The organism is uncultured Sunxiuqinia sp., assembly GCF_947495665.1.
GTDB classification, from domain to species: Bacteria; Bacteroidota; Bacteroidia; order Bacteroidales; family Prolixibacteraceae; genus Sunxiuqinia; species Sunxiuqinia rutila.
This window is the reverse complement of sequence record NZ_CANLZV010000024.1, coordinates 13,224-37,622: the sequence shown is the minus strand read 5'-3', so window position 1 is coordinate 37,622 and position 24,399 is coordinate 13,224. Positions and strand designations below refer to the sequence as shown.

The following is a 24,399-nucleotide window of genomic DNA, read 5'->3' as shown; positions in this document are numbered from 1 at the left end:
ACCAAAGTGGCCAACTGGGGCAGACTGTAAATCTGCTGTCTTATGACTTCGTAGGTTCGAATCCTGCTCTCCCCACATCGGATTTTGAATTTTCTTTGAAAAAACACTTCTCTATATTTGGAATTGAATTCGAAGAATAGGAAATTTGCCGGGTATTGCGGGAGTAGCTCAGCTGATAGAGCATTAGCCTTCCAAGCTAAGGGTCGCGGGTTTGAATCCCGTCTCCCGCTCAATACAAAATCGAGATGGATAATTGAAGGAGAAAGATTGAGAATTTCAGTCAACAACTAAAAATTAGAAGTCGAAAGGCCGGGGTAGCTCAGGGGTAGAGCGCATCCTTGGTAAGGATGAGGTCGTGAGTTCAAATCTCATCCCTGGCTCAAGATAAATAAATAGAAAGATAATTAATAATTACGAGTTATGGCTAAAGAACATTTTAATAGGGATAAAGACCATGTGAACATTGGTACTATTGGCCACGTTGACCATGGAAAAACAACCCTGACAGCTGCTATTACAACAGTATTAGCAAAAAAAGGTTTTTCTGAAGTAAAATCATTTGATTCAATCGACAGTGCACCTGAGGAAAAAGAACGCGGGATTACAATTAATACATCTCACGTAGAATATCAGACTGCTACGCGTCACTACGCACACGTTGACTGTCCTGGTCACGCCGACTATGTTAAAAACATGGTAACTGGTGCTGCTCAGATGGACGGTGCTATCATTGTAGTAGCTGCTACTGATGGTCCTATGCCTCAAACACGCGAACACATCTTGTTGGCTCGTCAGGTAAACGTACCTAAATTGGTTGTTTTCATGAACAAAGTTGACATGGTGGAAGACCCAGAATTGTTAGAGCTTGTTGAAATGGAAATCCGCGAATTGTTAGACTTCTACGAATTTGACGGTGACAACGCTCCTGTAATTCAAGGTTCTGCTCTTGGTGCATTGAACGGTGAGCCAGAGTGGGAAGAAAAAATCATGGAATTGATGGAAGCTTGTGATACTTGGATTCCACTTCCTCCACGTGATATTGACAAACCTTTCTTGATGCCTGTAGAGGACGTATTCTCGATCACTGGTCGTGGTACTGTAGCTACTGGTCGTATCGAAACTGGTGTTGTTCACACTGGTGATGAACTTCAGTTGATTGGTTTGGGTGCTGAAGGTCGTAAGACTGTATGTACTGGTGTTGAAATGTTCCGTAAGATTTTGGATGATGGTCAAGCTGGTGACAACGTTGGTTTGTTGCTTCGTGGTGTTGACAAAAAAGAAATCAAGCGTGGACAAATCTTGGCTAAGCCAGGTTCAATCACTCCTCACACTAAATTCAAAGCTGAGGTTTACGTATTGAAAAAAGAAGAAGGTGGTCGTCACACACCATTCCACAACAAATACCGTCCTCAATTCTACTTGCGTACGCTTGACGTAACAGGTGAGATTACTTTGGAAGAAGGACGTGAAATGGTAATGCCAGGTGATAACGTTACTATCTCTGTTAACTTGATTTACCCTGTTGCTTTGAACACAGGACTTCGTTTCGCTATCCGCGAAGGTGGACGTACTGTAGGTGCAGGTCAGGTTACTGAAATTCTTGAGTAATACAAGACACAAAATAAATAAAGAATGTCCCGAACCCGTGTGGTTCGGGACTCTTTACGGATGAAACTCGGTAGGGAGTTTTTATGCGTTATAGAAGTAGGTTCGAATCCTGCCATCCGACCAACTAATAAAGAAAAAGAATGAAACTTAAACTCTATTTCGAAGAAGCTTACAATGAACTTGTTCATAAAGTTTCTTGGCCAACTTGGAAAGAGTTGCAGAATAGTGCATTTATCGTGATGGTTGCTTCCTTTATAATAGCACTTATTGTATTCGTAATGGACATCTCTTTTGAGAACATTATGAACTTTGTGTACAGTTTATTTTACTAATACGATTGGAGATCGACATGAGCGAAATTGTAAAAAAATGGTATGTTCTTCGTACTGTTGGAGGTAAAGAGAAGAAGGTCAAAGAATATATCGAAAGCGAAATTGCAAATGCTGGACTTCAGGAGTATGTTTCACAGGTCTTAATCCCAACTGAAAAGGTTTATCAAATCCGTAACGGGAAAAAAGTAAGCAAAGAGCGTAACTTCTTTCCCGGTTATCTTTTGATAGAGGCTGCTCTGGTAGGTGAGATTCCACACATGTTGAAAAACATAACCAATGTGATCGGATTCTTAGGTGACACCAAAGGAGGAGATCCTGTACCAATGCGTCAGTCTGAAGTGAACCGTATCTTAGGTAGGGTTGATGAAATGGCTGAAAATGACGAGGAAATTAACATTCCTTATGTGGTTGGAGAAACTGTGAAAGTTACGGACGGTCCTTTTAACGGATTTAACGGAATCATTGAAGAAATCAATGAAGAGAAGAAGAAGTTGAAAGTGATGGTCAAAATTTTTGGACGTAAAACACCCTTGGAACTTAGCTTTATGCAAGTTGAAAAGGAGTAGTTAAATTTTTATTGATTTTATTATGGCTAAAGAAGTTGCTGGATTAATTAAGTTACAAATTAAGGGGGGTGCAGCTAACCCTTCACCTCCGGTAGGACCAGCATTAGGTGCCAAAGGGGTTAATATTATGCAGTTCTGCAAGCAGTTTAACGGCCGGACACAGGAGCTAGCTGGTAAAGTGCTCCCGGTTATTATTACTGTTTATGCAGATAAATCGTTTGATTTTGTAATTAAACAACCCCCAGTAGCCATTCAATTGCTTGAAGCCGCTAAAGTGAAATCAGGATCAGCTGAACCACACGTGAAAAAAGTGGGAAAAGTAAGCTGGGATCAGGTTAAAACGATTGCAGAATCGAAAATGTCTGATTTGAACTGTTTCACCGTGGAATCTGCTATGAAAATGGTTGCTGGTACTGCCAGAAGTATGGGAATTAACGTAACCGGAAAATTCCCAGCTAATAACTAATTAAAATTTTAAAAATGGGCAGAATTACAAAAAATAAAAAGCTTGCTCAGGAGAAACTCGAAAAAGATAAATCCTATTCACTTAGTGAGGCGGCCGCTTTAGTAAAGGAAATTACTTTTACTAAGTTTGATGCTTCTATTGATATGGATGTTCGCCTTGGAGTAGATCCTCGAAAAGCCAATCAGATGGTTAGAGGCGTTGTATCCTTACCCCATGGAACTGGTAAAGAAGTTCGTGTATTAGCTTTGGTAACTCCCGATAAAGAAGCGGAAGCAAAAGAAGCTGGCGCTGACTTTGTTGGTCTTGATGACTACATCGAGAAAATCAAAGGTGGATGGACTGATTTTGACGTGGTAATTACCATGCCGCCAGTGATGGGAAAGGTTGGCCCGTTAGGTCGGGTTTTAGGACCCCGCGGCTTGATGCCTAATCCAAAAAGCGGTACCGTGACTATGGAAATCGGTAAAGCAGTTGGAGAGGTTAAACAAGGTAAGATTGACTTTAAAGTTGATAAATTCGGAATTATTCATGCTTCGATCGGAAAAGTATCCTTTTCTGCTGATAAGATTGTGGATAACGCCAGTGAATTCATTAGCACCATTCTTAAATTGAAACCTTCAGCTGCCAAAGGTACTTATGTGAAAAGCATTTACCTGTCAAGCACTATGAGTCCTGGAATTCAAGTTGAACCAAAGTCAGTTACTGACAAGTAAAAACTGTAAAGATGAAAAGATCAGAAAAATTAGAGATTATTGATAATCTGACTGAACAGATCAACTCTTACAATCATTTTTACCTGGCAGATATCGCTGACCTTAATGCAGAAGACTCAAGTAGTTTAAGGCGCCTATGTTTTACCAAAGATGTAAAACTGGTTGTAGTTAAGAATACACTATTACGTAAAGCTTTGGAAAATTCTGAAAAGAATACTGACGAACTTTACGAATCTCTCAAGGGTAATACTTCTATCATGTTCTGCGAGGTTGGAAACATCCCCGCCAAGTTGATTAAAGATTTCTCGAAAAAACATAAAAAACCTGTCTTAAAAGCAGCTTATGTTGAAGAGTCAGTCTATGTTGGCGAGAACCAATTAGAAGCATTAGCCACAATCAAGTCTAAGGACGAATTACTGGGCGATTTGATCGGCCTGTTACAATCACCAATGAAAACTGTTATTGGTCAATTGCAATCAGGTGGAAACAAAATCCACGGTATCCTTCAGACACTTTCAGAAAAAGAATAAATTTAGTTACAATTTTATAGCATAAAAATTAGAGGAAATGGCAGATTTAAAAGCACTTGCAGAAGAGTTAGTAAACTTGACTGTAAAAGACGTCAATGAATTAGCTGACATTTTAAAAGAAGAATATGGAATCGAGCCTGCAGCTGCTGCTGTAGCTGTTGCTGGACCTGCTGCCGCTGGTGGCGAAGAAGGTGGTGCCGCTGAGCAAACAGAATTCGACGTAATCTTGAAAGCAGCTGGAAGTTCAAAATTAGCAGTTGTTAAGTTAGTAAAAGAATTGACTGGCTTAGGTCTTAAAGAAGCAAAAGAAGTTGTTGACGGAGCACCTAAAGCAATCAAAGAAAAAGTTTCAAAAGACGAAGCAGAAGCATTAAAAAGTCAGTTGGAAGAAGCTGGAGCTGAAGTTGAACTTAAATAAGAGACTTAGGGCCTTTCATAAGGTCGGATAATGGTTTAGAACCTCACTGTCGTGGGGTTCTAAGCCTTTTTGTATATTTATGTATTAAGTTCACTTAATTTTGTTGATACATGTCGTTAAACACTGAAAATCAGAGAATTAACTTCTCGTCCACCAAAACTAAATTTGATTATCCTGATTTCCTCGAAGTTCAAGTGAAATCGTTCGTCGACTTTTTTCAGTTGGTAACTACTCCTGAAAATAGAAAAAGCGAAGGCCTATACAAAGTCTTCGAGGAGAATTTCCCCATCACGGATACTCGAAATAACTTCGTTCTAGAATTTCTTGATTACCAGGTTGACCCGCCGAGGTATTCTATCGAGGAATGTATCGAACGAGGCTTGACCTTTAGCGTTCCGCTTAAGGCAAAATTAAAGTTGTACTGTACAGACCCGGAGCACGAAGATTTTGATACCGTTATTCAGGATGTATATTTGGGGACCGTTCCCTATATGACTGAAAGAGGTACTTTCGTTATCAATGGAGCTGAACGCGTTGTCGTTTCACAGTTACACCGCTCTCCTGGGGTTTTCTTCGGACAAAGTTTACACGCAAACGGTACGAAACTTTATTCGGCACGTATTATCCCATTCAAAGGGTCATGGATCGAATTTGCAACTGACATTAACTCGGTCATGTTTGCTTATATCGACCGTAAGAAAAAATTACCTGTAACTACGCTGTTACGGGCCATCGGATACGAAAGCGACAAAGATATTCTTGAAATCTTTGGATTGGCTGATGAAATTAAAGTATCCAAATCCGGTTTAAAGAAAGTTGTTGGAAGAAAATTGGCTGCCCGTGTTCTGAAAACGTGGGTTGAAGACTTTGTGGATGAAGATACCGGAGAAGTAGTTTCTATTGAAAGAAATGAAGTTGTCATTGACCGTGAAACGGTTATTGAAAATGACCATATTGAAGAAATTCTGGATTCAGGCACCAAAACCATTTTGTTGCATAAAGAAGATCAGAATTTACAAGATTTTGCCATTATATATAATACGCTTCAAAAGGATCCATGTAACTCGGAAAAAGAAGCTGTATTGCACATTTACCGTCAATTACGGAATGCAGAACCGCCCGATGAGGCTACTGCCCGCGATGTAATTGATAAATTGTTTTTCTCTGAAAAACGTTACGACTTAGGTGAGGTAGGACGTTACCGTATCAACAAAAAGTTAGGCCTGAATATCGACATGGATACACAGGTTCTAACCAAGGAAGATATCATTGAGATTATTAAATATTTGATCAAGCTGGTCAACGCCAAAACAGACGTTGATGATATTGACCACTTGAGCAACCGTCGTGTTCGGACTGTAGGAGAACAGATGTTTAATCAATTTGGTGTTGGTTTAGCACGTATGGCACGTACCATTCGTGAGCGAATGAACGTTCGGGACAATGAGGTTTTTACACCAATTGATTTGATCAATTCAAAAACCTTGTCATCGGTTATTAATTCATTCTTTGGAACTAATGCCTTGTCTCAGTTCATGGATCAAACGAACCCACTGGCAGAGATGACACACAAACGTCGTATGTCTGCTTTGGGACCAGGTGGTCTTTCTCGTGAAAGAGCTGGATTCGAGGTTCGTGACGTTCACTTTACGCACTACGGACGCCTTTGTCCGATTGAAACACCGGAGGGACCAAACATTGGTTTGATTTCTTCATTATGTGTTTTTGCCAAAGTAACTGACCTTGGTTTTATCTCAACTCCTTATCGGAAAGTTGAAAATGGTAAAGTTGACCTTTCAGAAGAAGGCGTTGTTTACCTGACAGCGGAAGAAGAAGAAGGAAAGGTGATTGCCCAGGCGAACGCTCCGATTGACGAAGAAGGTAATTTCATTAACCAACGGGTAAAATCACGTTTGGAAGGTGACTACCCAATCGTAGAAAAAGATGAAGTTCAACTGATGGATGTTGGTCCTAACCAGATTGCTTCTGTTGCTGCTTCGTTGATTACCTTCCTGGAGCATGATGATGCCAACCGTGCCTTGATGGGATCGAACATGATGCGTCAGGCTGTACCTCTGCTCAGACCTCAAGCTCCTATTGTGGGAACAGGATTGGAAGGAAGTGCTGCCCGTGACTCTCGCGTACAAGTTTCTGCCAAAGGCGATGGTGTTATTGAATATGTCGATGCTACTGAAATCATCGTTCGGTATGACATGACTGACGATGAGAAATTTGTTAGCTTCGAACCAGAAGTTGTTTCTTATAAATTACCCAAATATCAAAAGACCAACCAAGGTACTGTAATGGATCTTAAACCAATAGTGGTTAAAGGTCAACGTGTGATTAAAGGTGATGTGTTGACAGAAGGGTATGCTACTGAAGGCGGAGAGCTGGCTTTGGGACGCAACCTGAAAGTAGCCTTCATGCCTTGGAAAGGTTATAACTACGAGGATGCGATTGTAATTTCAGAGCGAGTGGTTCGGGATGATGTCCTGACTTCAATTCATATTGATGAATACTCTCTGGAAGTGCGTGACACGAAACGTGGGGTTGAAGAATTTACATCAGATATTCCTAACGTTAGTGAAGAAGCAACTCGCAACCTGGATGAAGCTGGTTTGATTCGCATTGGTGCGAATGTAAAACCTGGCGATATCATGATTGGTAAGATTACTCCGAAGGGAGAATCAGATCCGTCACCGGAAGAAAAACTGCTTCGTGCCATCTTTGGTGATAAAGCCGGCGATGTGAAAGATGCCTCATTGAAAGCGTCTCCATCACTAAAAGGTGTGGTCATCGACAAGAAATTGTTCTCTCGCGTTGTGAAGGACAAAAAAGGTAAAATGGCCACCAAACCATTGCTTGATCAGATTGACGAGGAATTTGAACGCGCAGCAAGAGCTGTACGGGCTAAATTGGAAGACAAGCTGTTTACTTTGGTTAACGGTAAAACAAGCCAGGGAGTGAAAGACTACTACGGTGGTGATATTATTCCTAAAGGTGTTAAGTTTACCTTGAAGCAACTTCAGGAAGTGGATTACTTAACAGTTAATCCAGCCAAATGGACCACTGATAAAGAAAAAAATGATCTGATCTTCAGATTGATCATTAATTATATTCAAAAGCATAAAGAACATGAAGCTGTTGCTCGCCGTAAACGTTACAATGTGACGATCGGTGATGAACTTCCTGCGGGAATTATTCAACTGGCTAAGGTTTATGTTGCTAAGAAACGGAAACTTCAGATTGGGGATAAGATGGCCGGACGTCACGGTAACAAGGGTATTGTTTCCCGTATTGTGCGTGACGAAGATATGCCATTCCTCGAAGATGGTTCTACAGTCGATATCGTGCTTAACCCTCTGGGGGTACCATCGCGTATGAACTTGGGACAGATTTACGAAACTGTTTTAGGTTGGGCAGGTAAAGAGCTGGGATTAAAATTTGCAACGCCAATTTTCGACGGAGCAAGCCTTGAAGAAGTAACAGAATATACCGATAAAGCGGGTGTTCCGGCTTATGGTAAAACCATTCTTCATGATGGAGAAACGGGCGAGCCATTTGACCAGCCAGCTACTGTCGGCGTAATCTACATGCTGAAACTTGGTCACATGATTGAAGACAAGATGCATGCCCGTTCAATTGGACCTTACTCGCTGATTACGCAGCAGCCATTAGGTGGTAAAGCACAGTTTGGTGGACAGCGTTTTGGAGAGATGGAAGTTTGGGCGCTTGAAGCCTTTGGAGCTTCACATATTCTTCAGGAAATTTTGACCGTCAAGTCAGATGATGTACTGGGTCGTGCAAAAGCATACGAATCCATTGTGAAAGGTGAACCGATGCCGCAACCAGGCATCCCTGAATCATTGAATGTATTGCTACACGAATTACGCGGACTAGGTTTAAGTGTGACATTGGATTAACTCCAATAGCACACTAGTCCTTTTATTAACTTGATATAAATATACATCGATATATGGCATTCAGAAAAGATAATAAAGTTAAAAGTAATTTTGCCAAAATAGCGATTAGTCTTTCTTCTCCGGAAGAGATTCTGGAACGTTCTCACGGGGAAGTATTGAAACCCGAAACCATCAACTACAGAACCTATAAGCCTGAAAGAGACGGCTTGTTTTGCGAGCGGATTTTCGGACCGGTGAAAGACTATGAGTGTCATTGTGGTAAATACAAGCGTATTCGTTACAAGGGAATCGTATGTGACCGATGTGGTGTAGAAGTAACTGAGAAAAAAGTACGTCGCGAGCGCATGGGGCATATCTCTTTGGTGGTTCCCGTGGCCCATATCTGGTACTTCAAATCGCTACCCAATAAAATTGGTTACTTGCTTGGATTGCCTACTAAAAAATTGGATACCATTATCTACTATGAAAGATATGTGGTTATTCACCCAGGGGTGAAAGCTCAGGATGGAATCAAAAAACTGGATTTCCTGACTGAAGAAGAATACCTGGATATTTTGGATACGCTACCTAAAGAGAACCAATACCTGGATGACGACGATCCGAATAAGTTCGTTGCCAAAATGGGAGCGGAGGCACTTTACGGATTGCTTGAGCGTATCGAATTGGACGAATTGTCCTACGAATTAAGACATAAAGCAAGCACAGAAACATCTCAGCAACGGAAGAATGAAGCGCTGAAGCGTTTGCAAGTTGTTGAAGCTTTCCGTGCCAGCAAAAATATCAACCGTCCGGAATGGATGATTGTAAAAGTTGTTCCTGTAATTCCACCGGATTTACGTCCGTTGGTGCCATTGGATGGTGGACGTTTTGCCACTTCTGACTTGAATGACTTGTATCGTCGTGTGATTATCCGGAATAACCGTTTGAAACGACTAATCGAAATCAAAGCACCCGAAGTAATTCTTCGTAATGAGAAGCGGATGCTTCAGGAAGCTGTTGATTCCTTATTCGATAACTCGCGGAAGTCTAACGCGGTTAAAACGGAAAACAACCGTGCCTTGAAATCACTTTCAGACTCGTTGAAAGGTAAGCAAGGTCGTTTCCGTCAAAACTTGTTGGGTAAACGTGTTGACTATTCAGCACGTTCGGTAATTGTTGTTGGACCAACTCTGAAATTGCATGAGTGTGGTCTTCCCAAAGACATGGCAGCTGAACTTTACAAACCATTTATCATCCGTAAACTGATTGAGCGTGGTATTGTAAAAACGGTAAAATCGGCCAAGAAGATTGTTGATCGTAAAGATCCTGTTGTTTGGGATATTCTGGAAAATGTATTGAAAGGCCATCCGGTACTATTGAACCGGGCACCCACGCTGCACCGTTTGTCAATTCAGGCTTTCCAGCCCGTGTTGATCGAAGGTAAAGCCATCCAGTTGCACCCCTTGGTATGTACTGGTTTCAACGCCGACTTTGACGGTGACCAAATGGCGGTTCACTTGCCATTAGGAAATGCCGCTATTTTGGAAGCACAGTTGTTGATGCTTGCATCGCACAACTTGTTGAACCCTGCTAACGGCGCTCCTATCACGGTTCCATCTCAGGATATGGTTTTAGGGTTGTACTACATGACTAAACACCGCGAAGGTGCCAAAGGGCAAGGCATGACATTCTACTCGCCTGAAGAAGTAATCATTGCTTACAACGAAGGTCAGGTAGAGAAACACACCATCATTAAAGTGAAGGTGAAGGATGTGGATGAAAATGGCGAGCCATTCAAGCATATTCTGGAAACTACAGTTGGACGTGTGATGTTTAACCAGGTTGTGCCAGCTCAGGCGGGATACATCAATGAATTGCTTACAAAGAAATCATTAAGAACCATTATCTCTAATATCTTCAAAACAGCTGGAAATGCTGCTACTGTGGCTTTCCTTGATGATATTAAGGATATGGGATATAAGGCAGCCTACCATGGTGGTCTGTCGTTTAACTTGAGTGACGTTATTATTCCTGAAGATAAAACAACCATTGTAGAAAATGGATATCAGGAAGTTGAAGAAGTAATGGCCAACTACAACATGGGATTCATTACCAACAACGAACGTTACAACCAGGTTATTGATATCTGGACGCATGCCAATGCCAAGTTAACCAGCTCGGTGATGAAAACTATTAGTACCGATAAACAAGGGTTCAACTCAGTTTATATGATGCTTGACTCTGGTGCTCGTGGATCGAAAGAACAGATTCGTCAGTTGTGCGGTATGCGTGGTTTGATGGCTAAACCTCAAAAATCGGGTGCTACCGGTGCTCAGATTATTGAAAACCCCATTTTGGCCAACTTTAAAGAAGGATTGTCCGTTCAGGAGTACTTTATCTCGACTCACGGTGCGCGTAAAGGTTTGGCGGATACCGCTCTGAAAACGGCCGATGCGGGATACCTGACTCGTCGTTTGGTTGATGTTTCGCAAGACGTTATTATTTCAGATGAAGACTGCGGTACATTGAGAGGTTTGGTGGCTACAGCTGTCAAAAACAACGAAGAAGTTGTGGCTTCTCTGTACGAACGCATCATTGGTCGTACAACCGTTCATGATGTATTCCACCCGCTGACAGGTGATTTGATTGTTGGCACTGGTGAGATGATCACCGATGAAATTGGTCAGAAGATTGAAGACTCTCCAATTGAAAGCGTTGAAATTCGTTCCGTATTGACTTGTGAGGCTAAAAATGGCGTATGTAGCAAATGTTACGGACGTAACCTGGCTACCGGCAACATGTCGCAGCGCGGAGAAGCTGTTGGTGTTATTGCCGCTCAGTCGATTGGTGAGCCTGGAACACAGTTGACACTGCGTACCTTCCACGTTGGGGGTATCGCGGGTAACATATCTTCTCAATCGATGGTTGAGTCGCGTTACGACGGTATTGCAGAAATTGAAGAACTGCGTGTTGTTGAAACAGACGATGAATCCGGAGAAAAAGTGGGTGTAGTTATCGGACGTTTGGCCGAACTGAAAATCATTGATAAGAAAACAAGAATTCCACTTTCAACACACAGCATTCCATACGGTTCTAAATTGTACATCGAAAATGGACAAGAGGTAACCAAAGGACAAAAAATCTGTGAGTGGGACCCTTATAACGGTGTAATTATCTCTGAGTTTAAAGGTAAAGTTGAATTTGACAACTTAATTGACGGTGTTACTTTCCGTGAAGAGTCAGATGAGCAAACCGGATACAAAGAGAAAGTGGTTATTGAAACCCGTGATAAGACGAAGAACCCATCCTTACGGGTATTGAATGAGAAAGGCGAAGTTATTCGTACTTACAACTTGCCGGTAGGAGGTCACATTTCTGTAAGCGAAGGCGACACCATTGTTGCTGGTCAGGTTTTGGTGAAAATTCCACGTGCTTCAGGAAAAGCAGGCGATATCACCGGTGGTCTTCCACGGGTTACCGAGCTGTTTGAGGCAAGGAACCCATCGAACCCGGCAGTCGTTTCGGAAATTGATGGAGAGGTTTCTTTCGGTAAAATCAAACGTGGTAACCGCGAAATCATCGTAACCTCCAGAAGCGGTGAAGTTAAAAGATACTTGGTACCATTGTCTAAGCAGATTCTGGTACAAGAAAATGACTACATCCGTGCAGGAATTTCACTTTCGGATGGTGCAATTACTCCTTCTGATATTCTGGCCATTAAGGGACCAACTGCTGTTCAGGATTATATCTTGAATGAAGTGCAGGACGTTTACCGGATGCAGGGTGTACGCATTAACGATAAGCACTATGAGGTGATTATCCGTCAGATGATGCGTAAAGTGGAAATTCTGGATTCAGGAGATACTCGATTCCTTGAGAAGCAAATTGTTGATAAAAACGAATTTGCTCACGAGAATGACTGGATTTACAACAAGAAAGTAGTTGTTGATCCGGGTGACTCGGAGTTGCGTGCTGGTCAGATTGTAACAGCTCGTCGTTTGCGTGACGAAAACTCAGTATTGCGTCGTAAAGACAAAAAACTGGTTGAATCTCGCGATGCGATCCCCGCAACATCGAGCCAAATTCTGCAAGGGATTACACGTGCAGCCCTGCAAACACGTAGCTGGTTGTCGGCAGCTTCCTTCCAGGAAACGACAAAAGTATTGAACGAAGCAGCTATCCAAGGAAAAATTGACTATTTGGACGGATTGAAAGAAAACGTCATCTGTGGTCACTTGATTCCTGCCGGTACTGGTTTGAAAGAATACAAAAACCTGGTGGTTGGTTCACGCGAAGAATACGACCGTATGGTTGACGTGAAAGAGACTGAAAGTCAAAATTACGAGGATTAATTATGACAGAAAATAAGAATAAAAATCAGTTGAATATTGAACTGAGTGAAGAAGTAGCCCAGGGAACTTACTCGAACCTGGCGATTATTACGCACTCCAGTTCTGAGTTTGTGCTTGACTTTGTTCGCATAATGCCCGGAATTCCGAAAGCCAATGTTAAATCACGGGTTATTTTAACACCGGAACATGCCAAGCGTCTTTTGATGGCACTTGAAGACAATGTCAAAAAGTATGAGCAACAACATGGCACAGTCAAAGTTAGTGGACAAGGTAACCCAATGGTACCGCCTATGAATTTTGGAGGTCCCACAGCTGAAGCTTAATTCTTACAAAGCATATTTAAAAGCCGTTTCAAATTAATTTGAAACGGCTTTTTTTATTCTTCGCGTGCTGATTTTTTATAATCCTTTGGTCAATCCTTTCAACCCTTGGTTGGTAATACTTTTGGGTCTGATGATCGGTTGATTCAATCCGCGGGCAATAATGTTTTGCGCGCAAAAGCCGAGGGTTCTCGACAAGCCAAACATCACTGTATAGAAATCGAAGTGAATCATTCCGTAGTGGTAAAGCAGTGAGCCGGAAATGGCATCTACATTGGGCCATGGGTTGGCAATTTTTCCTCCTTTGTATTCTTTCAAAATGGGAGGAGTAACTTCAAATAGTTTCTTTACAGTTTTGAAATAGGGCGAATCACTGCAATGCTTTTCACCAAAGCCCATAAATGAGGTAAACCGGGGATCTGTTTCTCTCAAAACGGCATGGCCATAGCCCGGAATGACATTGCCGGAATCGAGCGTATTGTAAAGATATTTTCGAATTTTTTCTTTACTGGCCTCTAATCCCAGCTGCTCATGGATCTGAGTGATGAAATGTAAACAAACCTGGTTAGCTAAGCCGTGCAGCGGACCGGCCAGTCCATTCAGTCCTGCTGATGTTGCATAGTAGATATTGGAAAGTGCGGAATTGACCACACGGGCAGTAAATGCACTGACATTTCCACCTTCGTGGTCGCAATGCAAGACTAAGTATAAGCGGATAAGGTCAGCAAAAGACTTGTCTTTATTGTTTATTCCAAGCATTCGTGTAAAATTCCCGGCCAAATCCAGTTCCGGATCAGGTTCAATCAAATTTCCGCTCATAAATAAAATACGATAAATGCCGGCAGCAAGTGATGGCAGTTTGGCGATAAGATTCAGAGCGTCTTCCAGGGTATATCTCCAAAAGTCGGATTTGGGAATGCCTTCGAGGTATTTCTTTTTGAAAACAGATTCACCCTCCATACAAAGTATAGCCAGGCTAAACATAGTCATCGGATGAGTTTCCTTAGGGAGTGACCGGAGCATGTTCCATACATAGGGGGGAACCTCGGCGCGTTTTTGCAGTTCTTCTTTTAATTCTGCAAGTTCTGAACTTGTTGGAAACGAACCGGTGCAAAGAAGAAAGAAAATTTCTTCGGGTGTCCGGTCTTCAAATTCGGGAACACTGTACCCGCTAATAAAAAGGCCTTGATGTGGATCAACAAAGGAGGTGTTGCAAACCATGGCTTTCAGTCCGCGCATACCGCCGAGTAGGTGTCTGACGGTAACTTGGCCGATAACATGGTCTTGATGAGTTTCGCTAATCTGGGTGAGTTCTTTACATAAAGTATTAATTCTATGTTGAACTTTGTCTTCTAATTGTTTCATGGCTTAATAATTTAGGTGACAATGTCCCTTAAGGTTCCTAACTCGGAAAGGTCAGCTAAACGATTAAGCAGGAAGCAACATTAAGGGCTCTTGAATTTTTCAGTTAAATCAATTGGGTTCATTAGCATCTGGGCTTAACACTTACAGGAGTTGAGTCCACCTCCTGTAAGTGTGTTCTTTAGTTCTTCTACGCAGCTTAATGATGTCCTTCGAATTTGAAAGAAACTTTGAGTTTGGTGCGGTAGCTTTCAACTTTACCGTCACTAATTTGCATATCCATTGCTAATACTTCAGCAATACGCAAGTCACGCAGCGATTCGGATGCTTTGGAAATTGCATTTGCTGCTGCTTTTTCCCAGGATTCTGTGCTGGTGCCTACCAATTCAATGACTTTGTAAACGCTTTCTGGCATGATGACCTCCTTTTGTTAGTGTTTTGTATGTATTTACTTAGAAAAGGGAGGAACGGTTTCGTGAATTCAGATGCTTGACAATAGGTGAGTAGCAAAAAAAAAGACTGACTTCATGGAAGCCAGTCTTTTCAGAATGAGGTATGGTTACTTAAAGTAAATTCCAGCCTTCGCGGTAGTGGTAATGAAGTTTTGCTGTTGCAGCTCCGTCTTCATCATTCTTAAATGTTTCAGTAGCCGGATCCCATTCGATGGTACGTTGCAGGTCGCAAGCAATGTTACCCAAGGTACAAAGTGTACATGAGCTATGCCCAACTTCTACAGGAACCACAGGATCAACACGGTTTCTTACCGACTCGATAAAGTTAATCTGATGTGGAATTTTAGTTTCATAAGGAGTATCATCATTGGCATCGGCTGAGGCTGGTGGAAGTAAAGCATCATCGGAAGCTTTGAAGTGTCCGCGTGAAACTTCAATCCAACCATTTGTTCCGGTAAACTTCACTCCTTTGGTCATTTGCTCATTGAAAGGCTCAGATGTCAGAACAATACCATTGGCGTATTTAAACGTCATGTATTCAGTACCATCTCCAACGGGAGAGATTTCAACAGGTCCGTTGCGGTCCATGCCTAGAGCCCACTGGGCAACATCAAACATATGAGCACCCCAGTCGGTTGTAAAACCGCCGCCCATTTCTTTGTACCAGCGCCAGGCACCCCACATTTTTTCGTGTTCTACCGGATCAAGTGAAATTGGTGGGTTCAATTCATTGTTGAAATGAATATCTCCGGGTAAAGGTCCCAGCCATAAGTCCCAGTTCAGGTCGGCAGGAATTTCTTCTTCCGGCAAATTATATGGAATTGGAGGAGCACCTACATAAGCGTTGACTTTTTCAATATCGCCCAATCGCCCTGTTTGTACCATGTTAACAGCATGCTGGAAGTTGGGGTCTGAACGCTGCTGGCTGCCAATAGCTAAAATGCGGTTGGTTTCCCGAACCACGCGAACCAACTCTTGTCCTTCTTTAATGGTGAAGGTCATGGGTTTTTCAAGGTAAACGTCTTTGCCCGCTTTACAGGCAGCAATAGCAATCATGGCATGTGCGTGGTCAGGCACGGCAATTACCACTGCATCTACGTCATCTCGCTTGATCAGATCCTGGTATTTTTCATGTGTTGACACTTTCACATCAACATTGTTTTTTGCATAAAACTCATTGACCCGGTTTTCAAATCGCTGACGTTTGCGTCCATAAACATCACATCCGGCAACAACGCGTACGCCGGGAATCTGAATGAACCCGTTCAGCAAAAACATGGCCTGACGTCCCATGCCAATAAAACCAAGCCGAATGGGCTCAGCTGCAGCAGCAGGAGAAGTACATGAATTGAATGTAGGGAGTAAGGAGATGCCTGCAACTCCAAGAGCAGCAGTGCCTAAGAACCGTCTTCTGGATAGTTCCATTTTTGTTTGTTTTTTCATTTTAGTTGATTTATTAATAGTTTGTATCGACAAAGTTGATACACTCGCTTCTCTTTTTCACAAAAGTCTAAAATTAACAATTAAGTTTTTAAGAATAAAACCTTTTATAAGGATAAACAGCAATTTACCGCAGGTGGGAAATAGGCCGGATAAGTTTTGGCTGTGTTCAGATTTTGGACACGGAATTAGAAATGATGATGAAAATAATGTAACTTGGGAAATTCCATTTTTAATTAACGACCTGCAAGTATTATTTTCGATCCCTTTTCTCCTGATGGAGAATCTTCGGCTTTCAACCGTATTTAAGGATTCCGGATGATTTTACTTTTAATTTGAAAGTGAGAATAGATCGATCATTTTCGATATGAAGAAAATCAATGTTAATTAATTGATAATTGTTTTTGGGAACTATTTTTAAACATTTTTGAACGGTCAAAATTTTGGTAGTATTGCTAGTGTTCGATAAAGTGGGAAAAAGTTTTTTTATAAAAAATAGATACTATGAGTGACTTAGGATTTGCATTACAATTGATGGGAATTGGAATGATTACCGTATTTATCATTCTGTCTCTGGTGGTTTTACTTGGCAATTTGATTATTCGTTTTGTCAATAAATATTTACCAGAAGAAATTAGTCATAAAGTTCAACAGGTTGCTGTGCAAACGGGGAACTTTAATCGAAAAAAAATCGCAGCGATTGTGTCTGCAGTCAAAATTGTAACTGAAGGCAAAGGACATGTTACTAAAATCGAGAAAATGTAAAATTCTGGAAGAACTCGATACCCAGTTACAAAAAAACCTTTTTTAAAAAATTAATACAACCTTATGGAAAAGAGAAAAATCAAATTTTCATTGCTCTATCGTGACATGTGGCAATCATCAGGAAAGTATTTGCCACGTGTAGATCAATTAGTAAAAGTTGCCCCACACATTGTTGAAATGGGATGTTTTGCACGTGTAGAAACCAATGGTGGCGGTTTTGAGCAAATTAACCTGCTTTTTGGAGAAAATCCCAATAATGCCGTTCGTAAGTGGACTCAACCCTTCAATGATGCCGGAATTCAAACGCACATGTTGGATCGTTCGCTGAATGGTTTGCGCATGAGCCCGGTACCGGCTGATGTACGCAAAATGATGTATAAGGTTAAAAAATCCCAGGGAACGGATATCACCCGCCCTTTCTGTGGATTGAATGATGCCCGCAACATTTTAGACTCAATTAAATATGCCAAAGAAGCCGGGATGATTGCCCAGGCTGCTTTAAGTTTAACCTACTCTGAAGTACATACTGTTGATTATTACGTCAATTTGGCCGACGCGCTGATTAAAGGTGGCGCTGATGAAATTTGCCTGAAAGATATGGCAGGGATTGGACGTCCGGCCTGGTTAGGTCAAATTGTTTCAGGTATCAAGAAATTACACCCCGAAACTCCGCTTCAGTACCACTCACACTCAGGTCCTGGATTTGCCATGGCTTCTATTCTGGAAGTCTGTCGCGCTGGTGTTGAGTATGTTGATGTGGCCATGGAACCATTGTCCTGGGGAACCGGACACGTTGACCTGCTGGCAGTTCAGGCCATGTTGAAGGATGCGGGCTTTGATGTGCCTGAAATCAATATGGATGCTTACATGAAAGTACGCAGCCTGACACAAAGCTTTATTGATGACTTCCTGGGTTACTACATCAACCCCAAAAACCGCTTCATGAACTCCTTGCTCATTGGTCCCGGTTTGCCAGGAGGTATGATGGGGTCCTTGATGGCTGACCTGGAAAGTAACCTGGCCAGCATCAACAAATGGAAAAACAAGCATAACCAGCCGGAACTGAGTCAGGATGATTTGCTGGTGAAGCTGTTTAATGAGGTTGAGCATATTTGGCCAATGGTGGGCTATCCGCCACTGGTAACGCCTTACAGTCAGTATGTGAAAAACCTGGCCCTGATGAATGTGATGCAATTGGAGAAAGGCAAAGAGCGCTGGAGCATGATTGCGGATAACATTTGGGATATGTTGATGGGCAAAGGTGGAAAGTTACCTGGAGAACTAGCTCCTGAATTGAAGAAACTGGCTATAGAAAACGGCAAAGAAGAGTTTACCGCCAATCCTCAGAGCTTGTATCCGGATGCCTTGGATACTTTCCGCAAGGAAATGGACGAAAATGGTTGGGAATATGGGCAGGACGATGAAGAATTATTCGAGCTGGCCATGCATCCTGAGCAATACCGTGCCTATAAGTCCGGCGAGGCGAAGAAAGCCTTCGAAGCCGATTTGGCAAAAAAACGTGAAGAAGGTGCCGGCTTGCTCGAAGGAACCAAGAAAGCAGAGGCTCCGGCTGCTGCCGCTCCTGCCAATTTCAACCCATCCAGCATGATTATCAATGTTGATGGAGAGCAGTTTAAAGTATCGGTGGCCTATGGTGACAGCCAGCCAGCAGAAGTTTCGGCTCCTGTTCAGGCAGCACCAACACCTGTTGCTATGCCTGCTCCTGTAGCTAGTGGAGTTACCAAGGAAATCATCGCTCCGCTTGAAGGAAAGTTTTACCTGACTAAAGAAAGTTCGGAAACACCGATCAAGGTGGGCGATGTGATTAAGGAAGGCGACTTGATTGGTTATGTAGAAGCGATGAAAACCTTCAATGCCATTCGGTCAGATATTGCTGGTACTATCGTTGAAATTACGGGTACCAATGGTTCCGAAGTGGAAGAAGATGATATTTTAGTAAAAATCCAATAATAGAAAATCCTGCATATGTCTATAATAGAGAAACTCTATCACATGACTGCCATCCAGGATATCATTAATGGACCAGGAACGCTATTGATGTTGGCGATAGGGGCACTGCTTTTGTACTTGGGAATCAAGAAAAAGTACGAGCCACTGTTGCTGATTCCGATTGCGTTCGGACTAATCCTGGCCAACCTTCCCGGAGGCGGGATGGCGGTTGTGCCTGCAGAGTATGTTCAAATTGATGAGCATCATTACAAAAACCTGTTTGAAATTGCGCATGATCATGGAATCATGAATTTCCTGTACTATTCGCTGATCAAAACCGGTTTTTTACCTCCTATCATTTTTATGGGGGTGGGGGCTTTAACTGATTTTGGTCCCATGCTACGTAACTTGCGGTTGGCCTTTTTTGGAGCTGCTGCTCAAATCGGAATTTTTTCCGTGCTGATTTCGGCCATTGCTTTGGGCTTTACGCCTGCTGAAGCCGCATCCTTGGGTATTATTGGTGGAGCCGATGGCCCAACTGCCATTTACACCACCATTATGCTGGCACCGCACTTGCTGGGGCCGATTGCGATTGCTGCCTATTCGTACATGGCACTGGTTCCGGTTATTGTTCCTTTGGTTTCGCGTTTGTTGTGTTCCGAAAAGGAATTGCGGATCAACATGAAGGAAATGGATAAGTTGTATCCTGCCAAGCAGAAAATCAAGAACCTGAAGGCGGTGAAAATTGCTTTCCCCATTGTGTTGGGTATTGTGATTTCCATTTTTGTACCTTCTTCGGTGCCACTTTTGGGCATGTTACTTTTTGGTAACCTCATTAAAGAAGTGGGAGTGACCGTGGCTCGCTTGTCGGATGCTGCTACTGGATCCATTATGAACACAGCCACCATCTTTTTGGGATTGACAGTGGGAGCTACCATGACTTCGGAAGTTTTTCTGAATTCACGGACCATCATGATTATTGTGGGTGGTTTTATCGCTTTTGCAATTTCTATTGCCGGCGGTATTTTAGCTGTTAAAGTGTATAATCTGGTTGCCAAAAAGAAAATCAACCCGCTGATTGGTGCTACCGGCTTAAGTGCTGTCCCTATGGCATCGCGCGTAGCCAATGAAATCGCCATTAAATATGATTCGAAGAATCATGTGCTACAATACTGCATGGCCAGTAATATTTCAGGAGTAATCGGTTCGGCCGTTGCTGCTGGCGTGCTCATCTCTTTTTTGGGATAAACAAAAATAAACTGGTTAATTAGAAGCCTCATCCATTGCGGGTGGGGCTTTTTTGTTGCTCCAATCCGTACTCGTAGCATCAGCGTTTACTCTGTCATTCACTTAATCGACAAGGATAATGACATGCCCTTTTTTGTGCCCGGTGTCCACGTAAGTATGAGCTGCAACAATTTCTTCCAACGGATAACTTCGGTCGATGACTGTTTTCAATTGGCCGGCTTCAATAAGCCTCTTAAGATCATTCAGGTTTTCAGTAGTGTAGTTAGCAACACCTCCGATTACCTTTTTGCTGCTTTTTAGTGTGGCTCTAATTCCCTCCATAATTCGTGCTAACTCCAGATGCACGGCCGACAGGTACAAGCCTTTTTCATTCAGCGCTTGCACACACTCTTTAATGGGGGCTTTGCCAACAGTGTCGAAAATAACATCGTAGGTTTCACCAGTCTGAGCCAGTTGCTCTTTCGTATAGTCAATCACCTGTTCGGCTCCAAGCGATTTGACCAGTGCGAGATTGGAGGTACTGCAAACACCGATTACCTGGGCTCCCATGATTTTGGCCAGCTGAACGGCAAATGTTCCAATTCCACCGGAAGCACTGTAAATCAAAACCTTTTGTCCGCTGGTAACTTTGGCTTTGCGTAGATAATACAAGGCTGCGAGGGCGCAATGAGGAACAGCTGCCGCTTCCTCAAAGCTCATGGTTGCCGGCTTCCTGGTCATCACTGCATTTTCGGGCAGGCAGATATACTCGGCGTAAGCACCGAAAGAAGCACCGGTTGAAGCAAAAATTTCATCACCTGGGTTGAAACGAGTAACCTGCTTGCCTGTGGCTTCAACAACTCCGGCCAGTTCCACGCCCAGAATTTGTTTTCGTGGCCCCTTGAATCCCATAGCCAGTCGCACCGGGAAGTTAAAAATGGAAGGAAAAACAGCTCCACGAATCCGGGCATCAGCGCCATTGGCTGTCGTTGCTTTAACTTTGATCAGCACTTCCTTGTTTTTGGGAGTCGGCTTGACTACCTCCATCATCCGAAGCACTTCCGGCGGACCATATTGGGGACATAGAATGGCTTTCATATTTATTCGGACTTTTTCTTTGAGAGGATGGGGGCAAGGACCAGCCCAACCCCAATGCCAATAAACAGCGAGGCGATAAATAGCAGCACGGAGGTTTGAAGGAAAATCAGTCCAACTCCCAGTCCAATCATGGTTGTTCCACCGATGGCCCAGGAACTTTTGTCTTCGGTTTTGTGTTTCATTTTCTTTGTGATTTTAAGGTTATTGACTCTTTAGTTCAGAATTGATTTGATCAATGATTTGGTTAATTTCAAGTTGCGCTTTTTTGTATACTGAATCCTTGGCTTGGGTAAGAAACAGACTTTCGATTAGGAAATTCCGGATTTCAACCGAATAGAGCTTTTCAGGCTTTACAATTTCAAGCGTGGCATAGTTTATCGCTCCACGTACTTCAGGCGACAACTCATTCAAAATAATTTCCCAATGAATATCTTCCAGTTTATTCAGATGGGTGTAAGTCATTTCCAGTTTTTGAAGCCCACTGGTTACGGCGATGTTTTTCAGGAGTTTGATTTCTCCGCTGTTCACCAGTATCTCGTAAATATTTCCGCTGCGGTAAAAATCGGAATATTGGGATAAGCCCATAATCATCAGGGCAAGCGAATCCGCTTTGCTCACATCCTTATTCGCAATCATGCGGTTGGCATTTACGTAGCTGGCTGCAAAGTAGTTGTTTAAATCCTTCACTTTGCCCAGTTCAATGCGGTCCTCCAACAATTGCCGCTTGATATTTTGATAGGATTTCCGGGCTTCTTCCTGGTCTAGTCTTCGCGAGTTCCAGTTGTTAATTTGCAAGGCGAGTAAAATCCCGATAACCAGCAACACAATTTCGCCAATGGCATAAAGCAAGTAAGCAACGATCTTATTTTCGGTATGGAAACGAAGCTGCAAACGATGGAAAAAGCTCAACATTTTGTGTCGTTTAAAGGTTTTCTTCTGACGGCTGATTCAAGGGCTTACGTGTAACCTTTACGCATGGCAAAAACTACGGTTGCAGGAGCCGGGCAATTATTGGGCGTGTAGCATGAATCTGCTCGTAGTCCAGTTCAAGTCCCAGCGGGGCATAAACTTTCGAGAAATAATCATAAATCGGTTTGACCATTTCAAAGGGAGCAACGATGGATTCCAATGCCGTGGATCCGGCATTGTTTCGAATGGCTTTGTCGGCTCCGTGCTCCAAAAGTTCTTTCACAAGCTCGGTCCGGCAGAAAAAAGCGGCCGAATGGAGCGGCGTAGAACCTTCTTTGTTTTTGAAATTAACGTCAGCACCGGCTTCAATTAAGGCCAGGGCAATGTCGGTTTTATCAAAAACGATGGCTGAGATCAATGGGCTTGAGCCTCCTGCCGGTTCCGGATCATTCACATCAGTTCCGGCGTCAAGAAGTTGTTTTACGGCTTCCAGGTTTCCGGAAATTACAGCGGCATGAATGCTTTGCACCTGTTGGCTGGGAGCAGATTGCTCGATTGGCACTTCCTGGGTAACCGATCCTCTTAGTTTTTCAGGTCCTTTAAAGGCAGCGCCCAGCATAAGAACAACCACCAAGGCCGTTGCTACGCTGGTACTGGTCAGCCTTTTTTGCTTGCTAAGCTGGTAGGCATAAACCAACAGGTTGGAAATACTGAAGGTGAGAATGGTTAACAACAGAAATTTCAGGAAAGCCGGAATGCCTAAAGGCAATAAAGCCGTTGCCAGGAGTCCAAGCACAATCATGTGAATGATGTAAACAGCATAGGAGGCACGGTTCAACTGTTGCAGCAGCGTGTTGGTTTGATTGAAACGGAATCGGAACACATCAATCAACACATACAGAAAGCTAAGCATGGCCAGCAAGGCAGAGCTGTAAAGCAGTATGCGGTCGGTGAACTCAGAAATATAGAAGTAGTTTCTTCCGGGAGTAATCAGGTTAAAAAAGAAATTCAGAGCCATTGCAGTATAAATTCCCAGGGAAATGGTTAGGGTGACATTGGAAAGGATCGTGTACTTCCGGTTTCGGGTTTTCGACTCAAATACCTGAAGCTTGCTGCATAATGTTCCGAGCAGGAAGGCCAGGAAATAGACCAGCACCCGTTCGTTTTGAAAGTGAAGAATGAGGTTGTGGGTCCATCCTGCAAGTCCATTCATGGCAATCAAAATGCTGGACAGGGTGCCCAGAACAAAAGTTAAAAGAACGCCGGTTTTAAGTGAAATGGACAAAGACAGCAGGCGCGTTTTGGAGAGTCCTAAATAAATCAATTGAAAAATAAACAGGATCGGCAAAAACCAGAGCCAGTTCTGCACCGGGTTATTGGCAAAGAAGCTCAGATCGGTTCCGGCTCGTTCAAAAAAATGAAAATACGAAAACCATTCTTCCTGCGGCAGCCCTCTGGAATAAAGGAACAGCACTTTGTAGGCAGGGATTAAGGTGAGCACGGCCACAACCCAGGGAAGCAGGATGCGTTTAAACTTGGATTGAATAAAGGCAATGGCTGATTTCCCTTTGACGGAATAGCGGACAAAATAGCCGGAGATAAAAAAGATGGTAAACATCACAAACAGGTCAAGGTACATCCGAATCAGACCGATGTTGTTGCTTTTGACCGGATCGACAACAATCCATGAATTTTCCAATACGTGTTCATAAACCAGGCCTGCGTGCAACAGAACCACTAAAAAGATCAGGAAGGTTCTTAAATTGTCTAAAAAATAAATGCGTGTTTTCATGACGACTGTGTTTTTGGGTTTGACTTTTTTCGATAGTGTAAAGGTCTGGCAAAGCCTGACGCAAGACCAATCAATGAGGAATCAAAAGCTAACAAGTTTGAAGCAGCCCTGTAAACCAGGACGAATGTGTGTAACTTATGACGCAAGTGAGCGTGCAACCCTCTGAAAACGGGCCTTTCGGAGCGAGTAAAATGAAG

Annotated in this window: 20 protein-coding genes and 2 tRNA genes; 15 read left to right on the top strand and 7 right to left on the bottom strand. The window is 42.9% G+C overall.

Annotation, left to right across the window (positions count from 1 at the left end; genetic code table 11):
* The first annotated feature begins 157 nt into the window (after positions 1-157).
* From Q1A18_RS18390 to Q1A18_RS18335, 12 genes are all read left to right on the top strand, one after another.
* A tRNA-Gly gene (locus Q1A18_RS18390) sits at positions 158-230 on the top strand.
* A gap of 78 nt (positions 231-308) precedes the next feature.
* Positions 309-380, top strand: a tRNA-Thr gene (locus Q1A18_RS18385).
* A gap of 40 nt (positions 381-420) precedes the next feature.
* Entirely contained in the window at positions 421-1,608 is a 1,188-nt protein-coding gene (tuf, locus tag Q1A18_RS18380) for an elongation factor Tu (protein WP_299584339.1), read from the top strand.
* 140 nt (positions 1,609-1,748) lie between these two features.
* Positions 1,749-1,940 carry a preprotein translocase subunit SecE gene (gene secE, locus Q1A18_RS18375; protein WP_299584336.1) on the top strand — a complete coding sequence of 64 codons (192 nt, stop codon included), beginning with the start codon at positions 1,749-1,751 and terminating at the stop codon, positions 1,938-1,940.
* Between the two features lie 17 nt (positions 1,941-1,957).
* Positions 1,958-2,506 carry a transcription termination/antitermination protein NusG gene (nusG, locus tag Q1A18_RS18370; RefSeq protein ID WP_299584333.1) on the top strand — a complete coding sequence of 183 codons (549 nt, stop codon included), beginning with the start codon at positions 1,958-1,960 and terminating at the stop codon, positions 2,504-2,506.
* A 22-nt stretch (positions 2,507-2,528) separates the two neighbouring features.
* Positions 2,529-2,972 carry a 50S ribosomal protein L11 gene (gene rplK / locus Q1A18_RS18365; protein WP_299584330.1) on the top strand — a complete coding sequence of 148 codons (444 nt, stop codon included), beginning with the start codon at positions 2,529-2,531 and terminating at the stop codon, positions 2,970-2,972.
* 14 nt (positions 2,973-2,986) lie between these two features.
* Entirely contained in the window at positions 2,987-3,685 is a 699-nt protein-coding gene (gene rplA / locus Q1A18_RS18360; RefSeq protein ID WP_299584327.1) for a 50S ribosomal protein L1, read from the top strand.
* 11 nt (positions 3,686-3,696) lie between these two features.
* Positions 3,697-4,215: a 50S ribosomal protein L10 gene (gene rplJ, locus Q1A18_RS18355; protein ID WP_299584324.1), complete on the top strand. Its 519-nt coding sequence runs from the start codon at positions 3,697-3,699 to the stop codon at positions 4,213-4,215.
* Positions 4,216-4,252: 37 nt separating this feature from the next.
* Positions 4,253-4,633, top strand: coding sequence for a 50S ribosomal protein L7/L12 (gene rplL / locus Q1A18_RS18350; protein WP_299584321.1), 381 nt, complete (start codon positions 4,253-4,255; stop codon positions 4,631-4,633).
* Between the two features lie 110 nt (positions 4,634-4,743).
* On the top strand, positions 4,744-8,556 hold the full coding sequence (gene rpoB, locus Q1A18_RS18345) for a DNA-directed RNA polymerase subunit beta (RefSeq protein ID WP_299584318.1): 3,813 nt from the start codon (positions 4,744-4,746) through the stop codon (positions 8,554-8,556).
* 53 nt (positions 8,557-8,609) lie between these two features.
* Positions 8,610-12,887 carry a DNA-directed RNA polymerase subunit beta' gene (gene rpoC, locus Q1A18_RS18340; RefSeq protein WP_299584315.1) on the top strand — a complete coding sequence of 1,426 codons (4,278 nt, stop codon included), beginning with the start codon at positions 8,610-8,612 and terminating at the stop codon, positions 12,885-12,887.
* 2 nt (positions 12,888-12,889) lie between these two features.
* Positions 12,890-13,210 (top strand): DUF3467 domain-containing protein, encoded by a 321-nt coding sequence (locus tag Q1A18_RS18335; RefSeq protein WP_299584312.1) that lies wholly within the window; start codon positions 12,890-12,892, stop codon positions 13,208-13,210.
* Between the two features lie 75 nt (positions 13,211-13,285).
* On the opposite strand, the gene Q1A18_RS18330 is transcribed toward Q1A18_RS18335, so the two are convergent.
* The 3 genes from Q1A18_RS18330 to Q1A18_RS18320 all read right to left on the bottom strand — a co-directional run bounded on the left by Q1A18_RS18330 (position 13,286) and on the right by Q1A18_RS18320 (position 16,464).
* Positions 13,286-14,572 carry a citrate (Si)-synthase gene (locus tag Q1A18_RS18330; protein WP_299584310.1) on the bottom strand — a complete coding sequence of 429 codons (1,287 nt, stop codon included), beginning with the start codon at positions 14,570-14,572 and terminating at the stop codon, positions 13,286-13,288.
* A 196-nt stretch (positions 14,573-14,768) separates the two neighbouring features.
* The gene (locus Q1A18_RS18325) at positions 14,769-14,984 is read right to left on the bottom strand and encodes a dodecin family protein (protein ID WP_299584308.1); all 216 of its coding nucleotides are present in this window, start codon (positions 14,982-14,984) and stop codon (positions 14,769-14,771) included.
* 148 nt (positions 14,985-15,132) lie between these two features.
* On the bottom strand, positions 15,133-16,464 hold the full coding sequence (locus Q1A18_RS18320; RefSeq protein WP_299584305.1) for a Gfo/Idh/MocA family oxidoreductase: 1,332 nt from the start codon (positions 16,462-16,464) through the stop codon (positions 15,133-15,135).
* 501 nt (positions 16,465-16,965) lie between these two features.
* Between Q1A18_RS18320 and Q1A18_RS18315 the strand changes: the two genes are divergently transcribed.
* The 3 genes from Q1A18_RS18315 to Q1A18_RS18305 all read left to right on the top strand — a co-directional run bounded on the left by Q1A18_RS18315 (position 16,966) and on the right by Q1A18_RS18305 (position 20,424).
* Positions 16,966-17,226, top strand: coding sequence for an OadG family transporter subunit (locus tag Q1A18_RS18315; protein ID WP_299584302.1), 261 nt, complete (start codon positions 16,966-16,968; stop codon positions 17,224-17,226).
* Between the two features lie 63 nt (positions 17,227-17,289).
* Complete coding sequence (locus tag Q1A18_RS18310) at positions 17,290-19,197, top strand: biotin/lipoyl-containing protein (protein WP_299584298.1); 1,908 nt, start codon at positions 17,290-17,292, stop codon at positions 19,195-19,197.
* A 15-nt stretch (positions 19,198-19,212) separates the two neighbouring features.
* Positions 19,213-20,424, top strand: a complete 1,212-nt coding sequence (locus Q1A18_RS18305; protein ID WP_299584295.1) for a sodium ion-translocating decarboxylase subunit beta — start codon at positions 19,213-19,215, stop codon at positions 20,422-20,424.
* A gap of 102 nt (positions 20,425-20,526) precedes the next feature.
* Here the strand turns inward: Q1A18_RS18305 and Q1A18_RS18300 are convergent, their stop codons facing one another.
* From Q1A18_RS18300 to Q1A18_RS18285, 4 genes are all read right to left on the bottom strand, one after another.
* Entirely contained in the window at positions 20,527-21,501 is a 975-nt protein-coding gene (locus Q1A18_RS18300; protein WP_299584292.1) for an NAD(P)-dependent alcohol dehydrogenase, read from the bottom strand.
* Positions 21,502-21,503: 2 nt separating this feature from the next.
* Positions 21,504-21,683 carry a hypothetical protein gene (locus tag Q1A18_RS18295; protein ID WP_299584288.1) on the bottom strand — a complete coding sequence of 60 codons (180 nt, stop codon included), beginning with the start codon at positions 21,681-21,683 and terminating at the stop codon, positions 21,504-21,506.
* 19 nt (positions 21,684-21,702) lie between these two features.
* Positions 21,703-22,413, bottom strand: a complete 711-nt coding sequence (locus Q1A18_RS18290) for a DUF6090 family protein (protein ID WP_299584285.1) — start codon at positions 22,411-22,413, stop codon at positions 21,703-21,705.
* 73 nt (positions 22,414-22,486) lie between these two features.
* The gene (locus tag Q1A18_RS18285) at positions 22,487-24,202 is read right to left on the bottom strand and encodes an acyltransferase family protein (RefSeq protein ID WP_299584281.1); all 1,716 of its coding nucleotides are present in this window, start codon (positions 24,200-24,202) and stop codon (positions 22,487-22,489) included.
* Between the last annotated feature and the right edge of the window lie 197 nt (positions 24,203-24,399).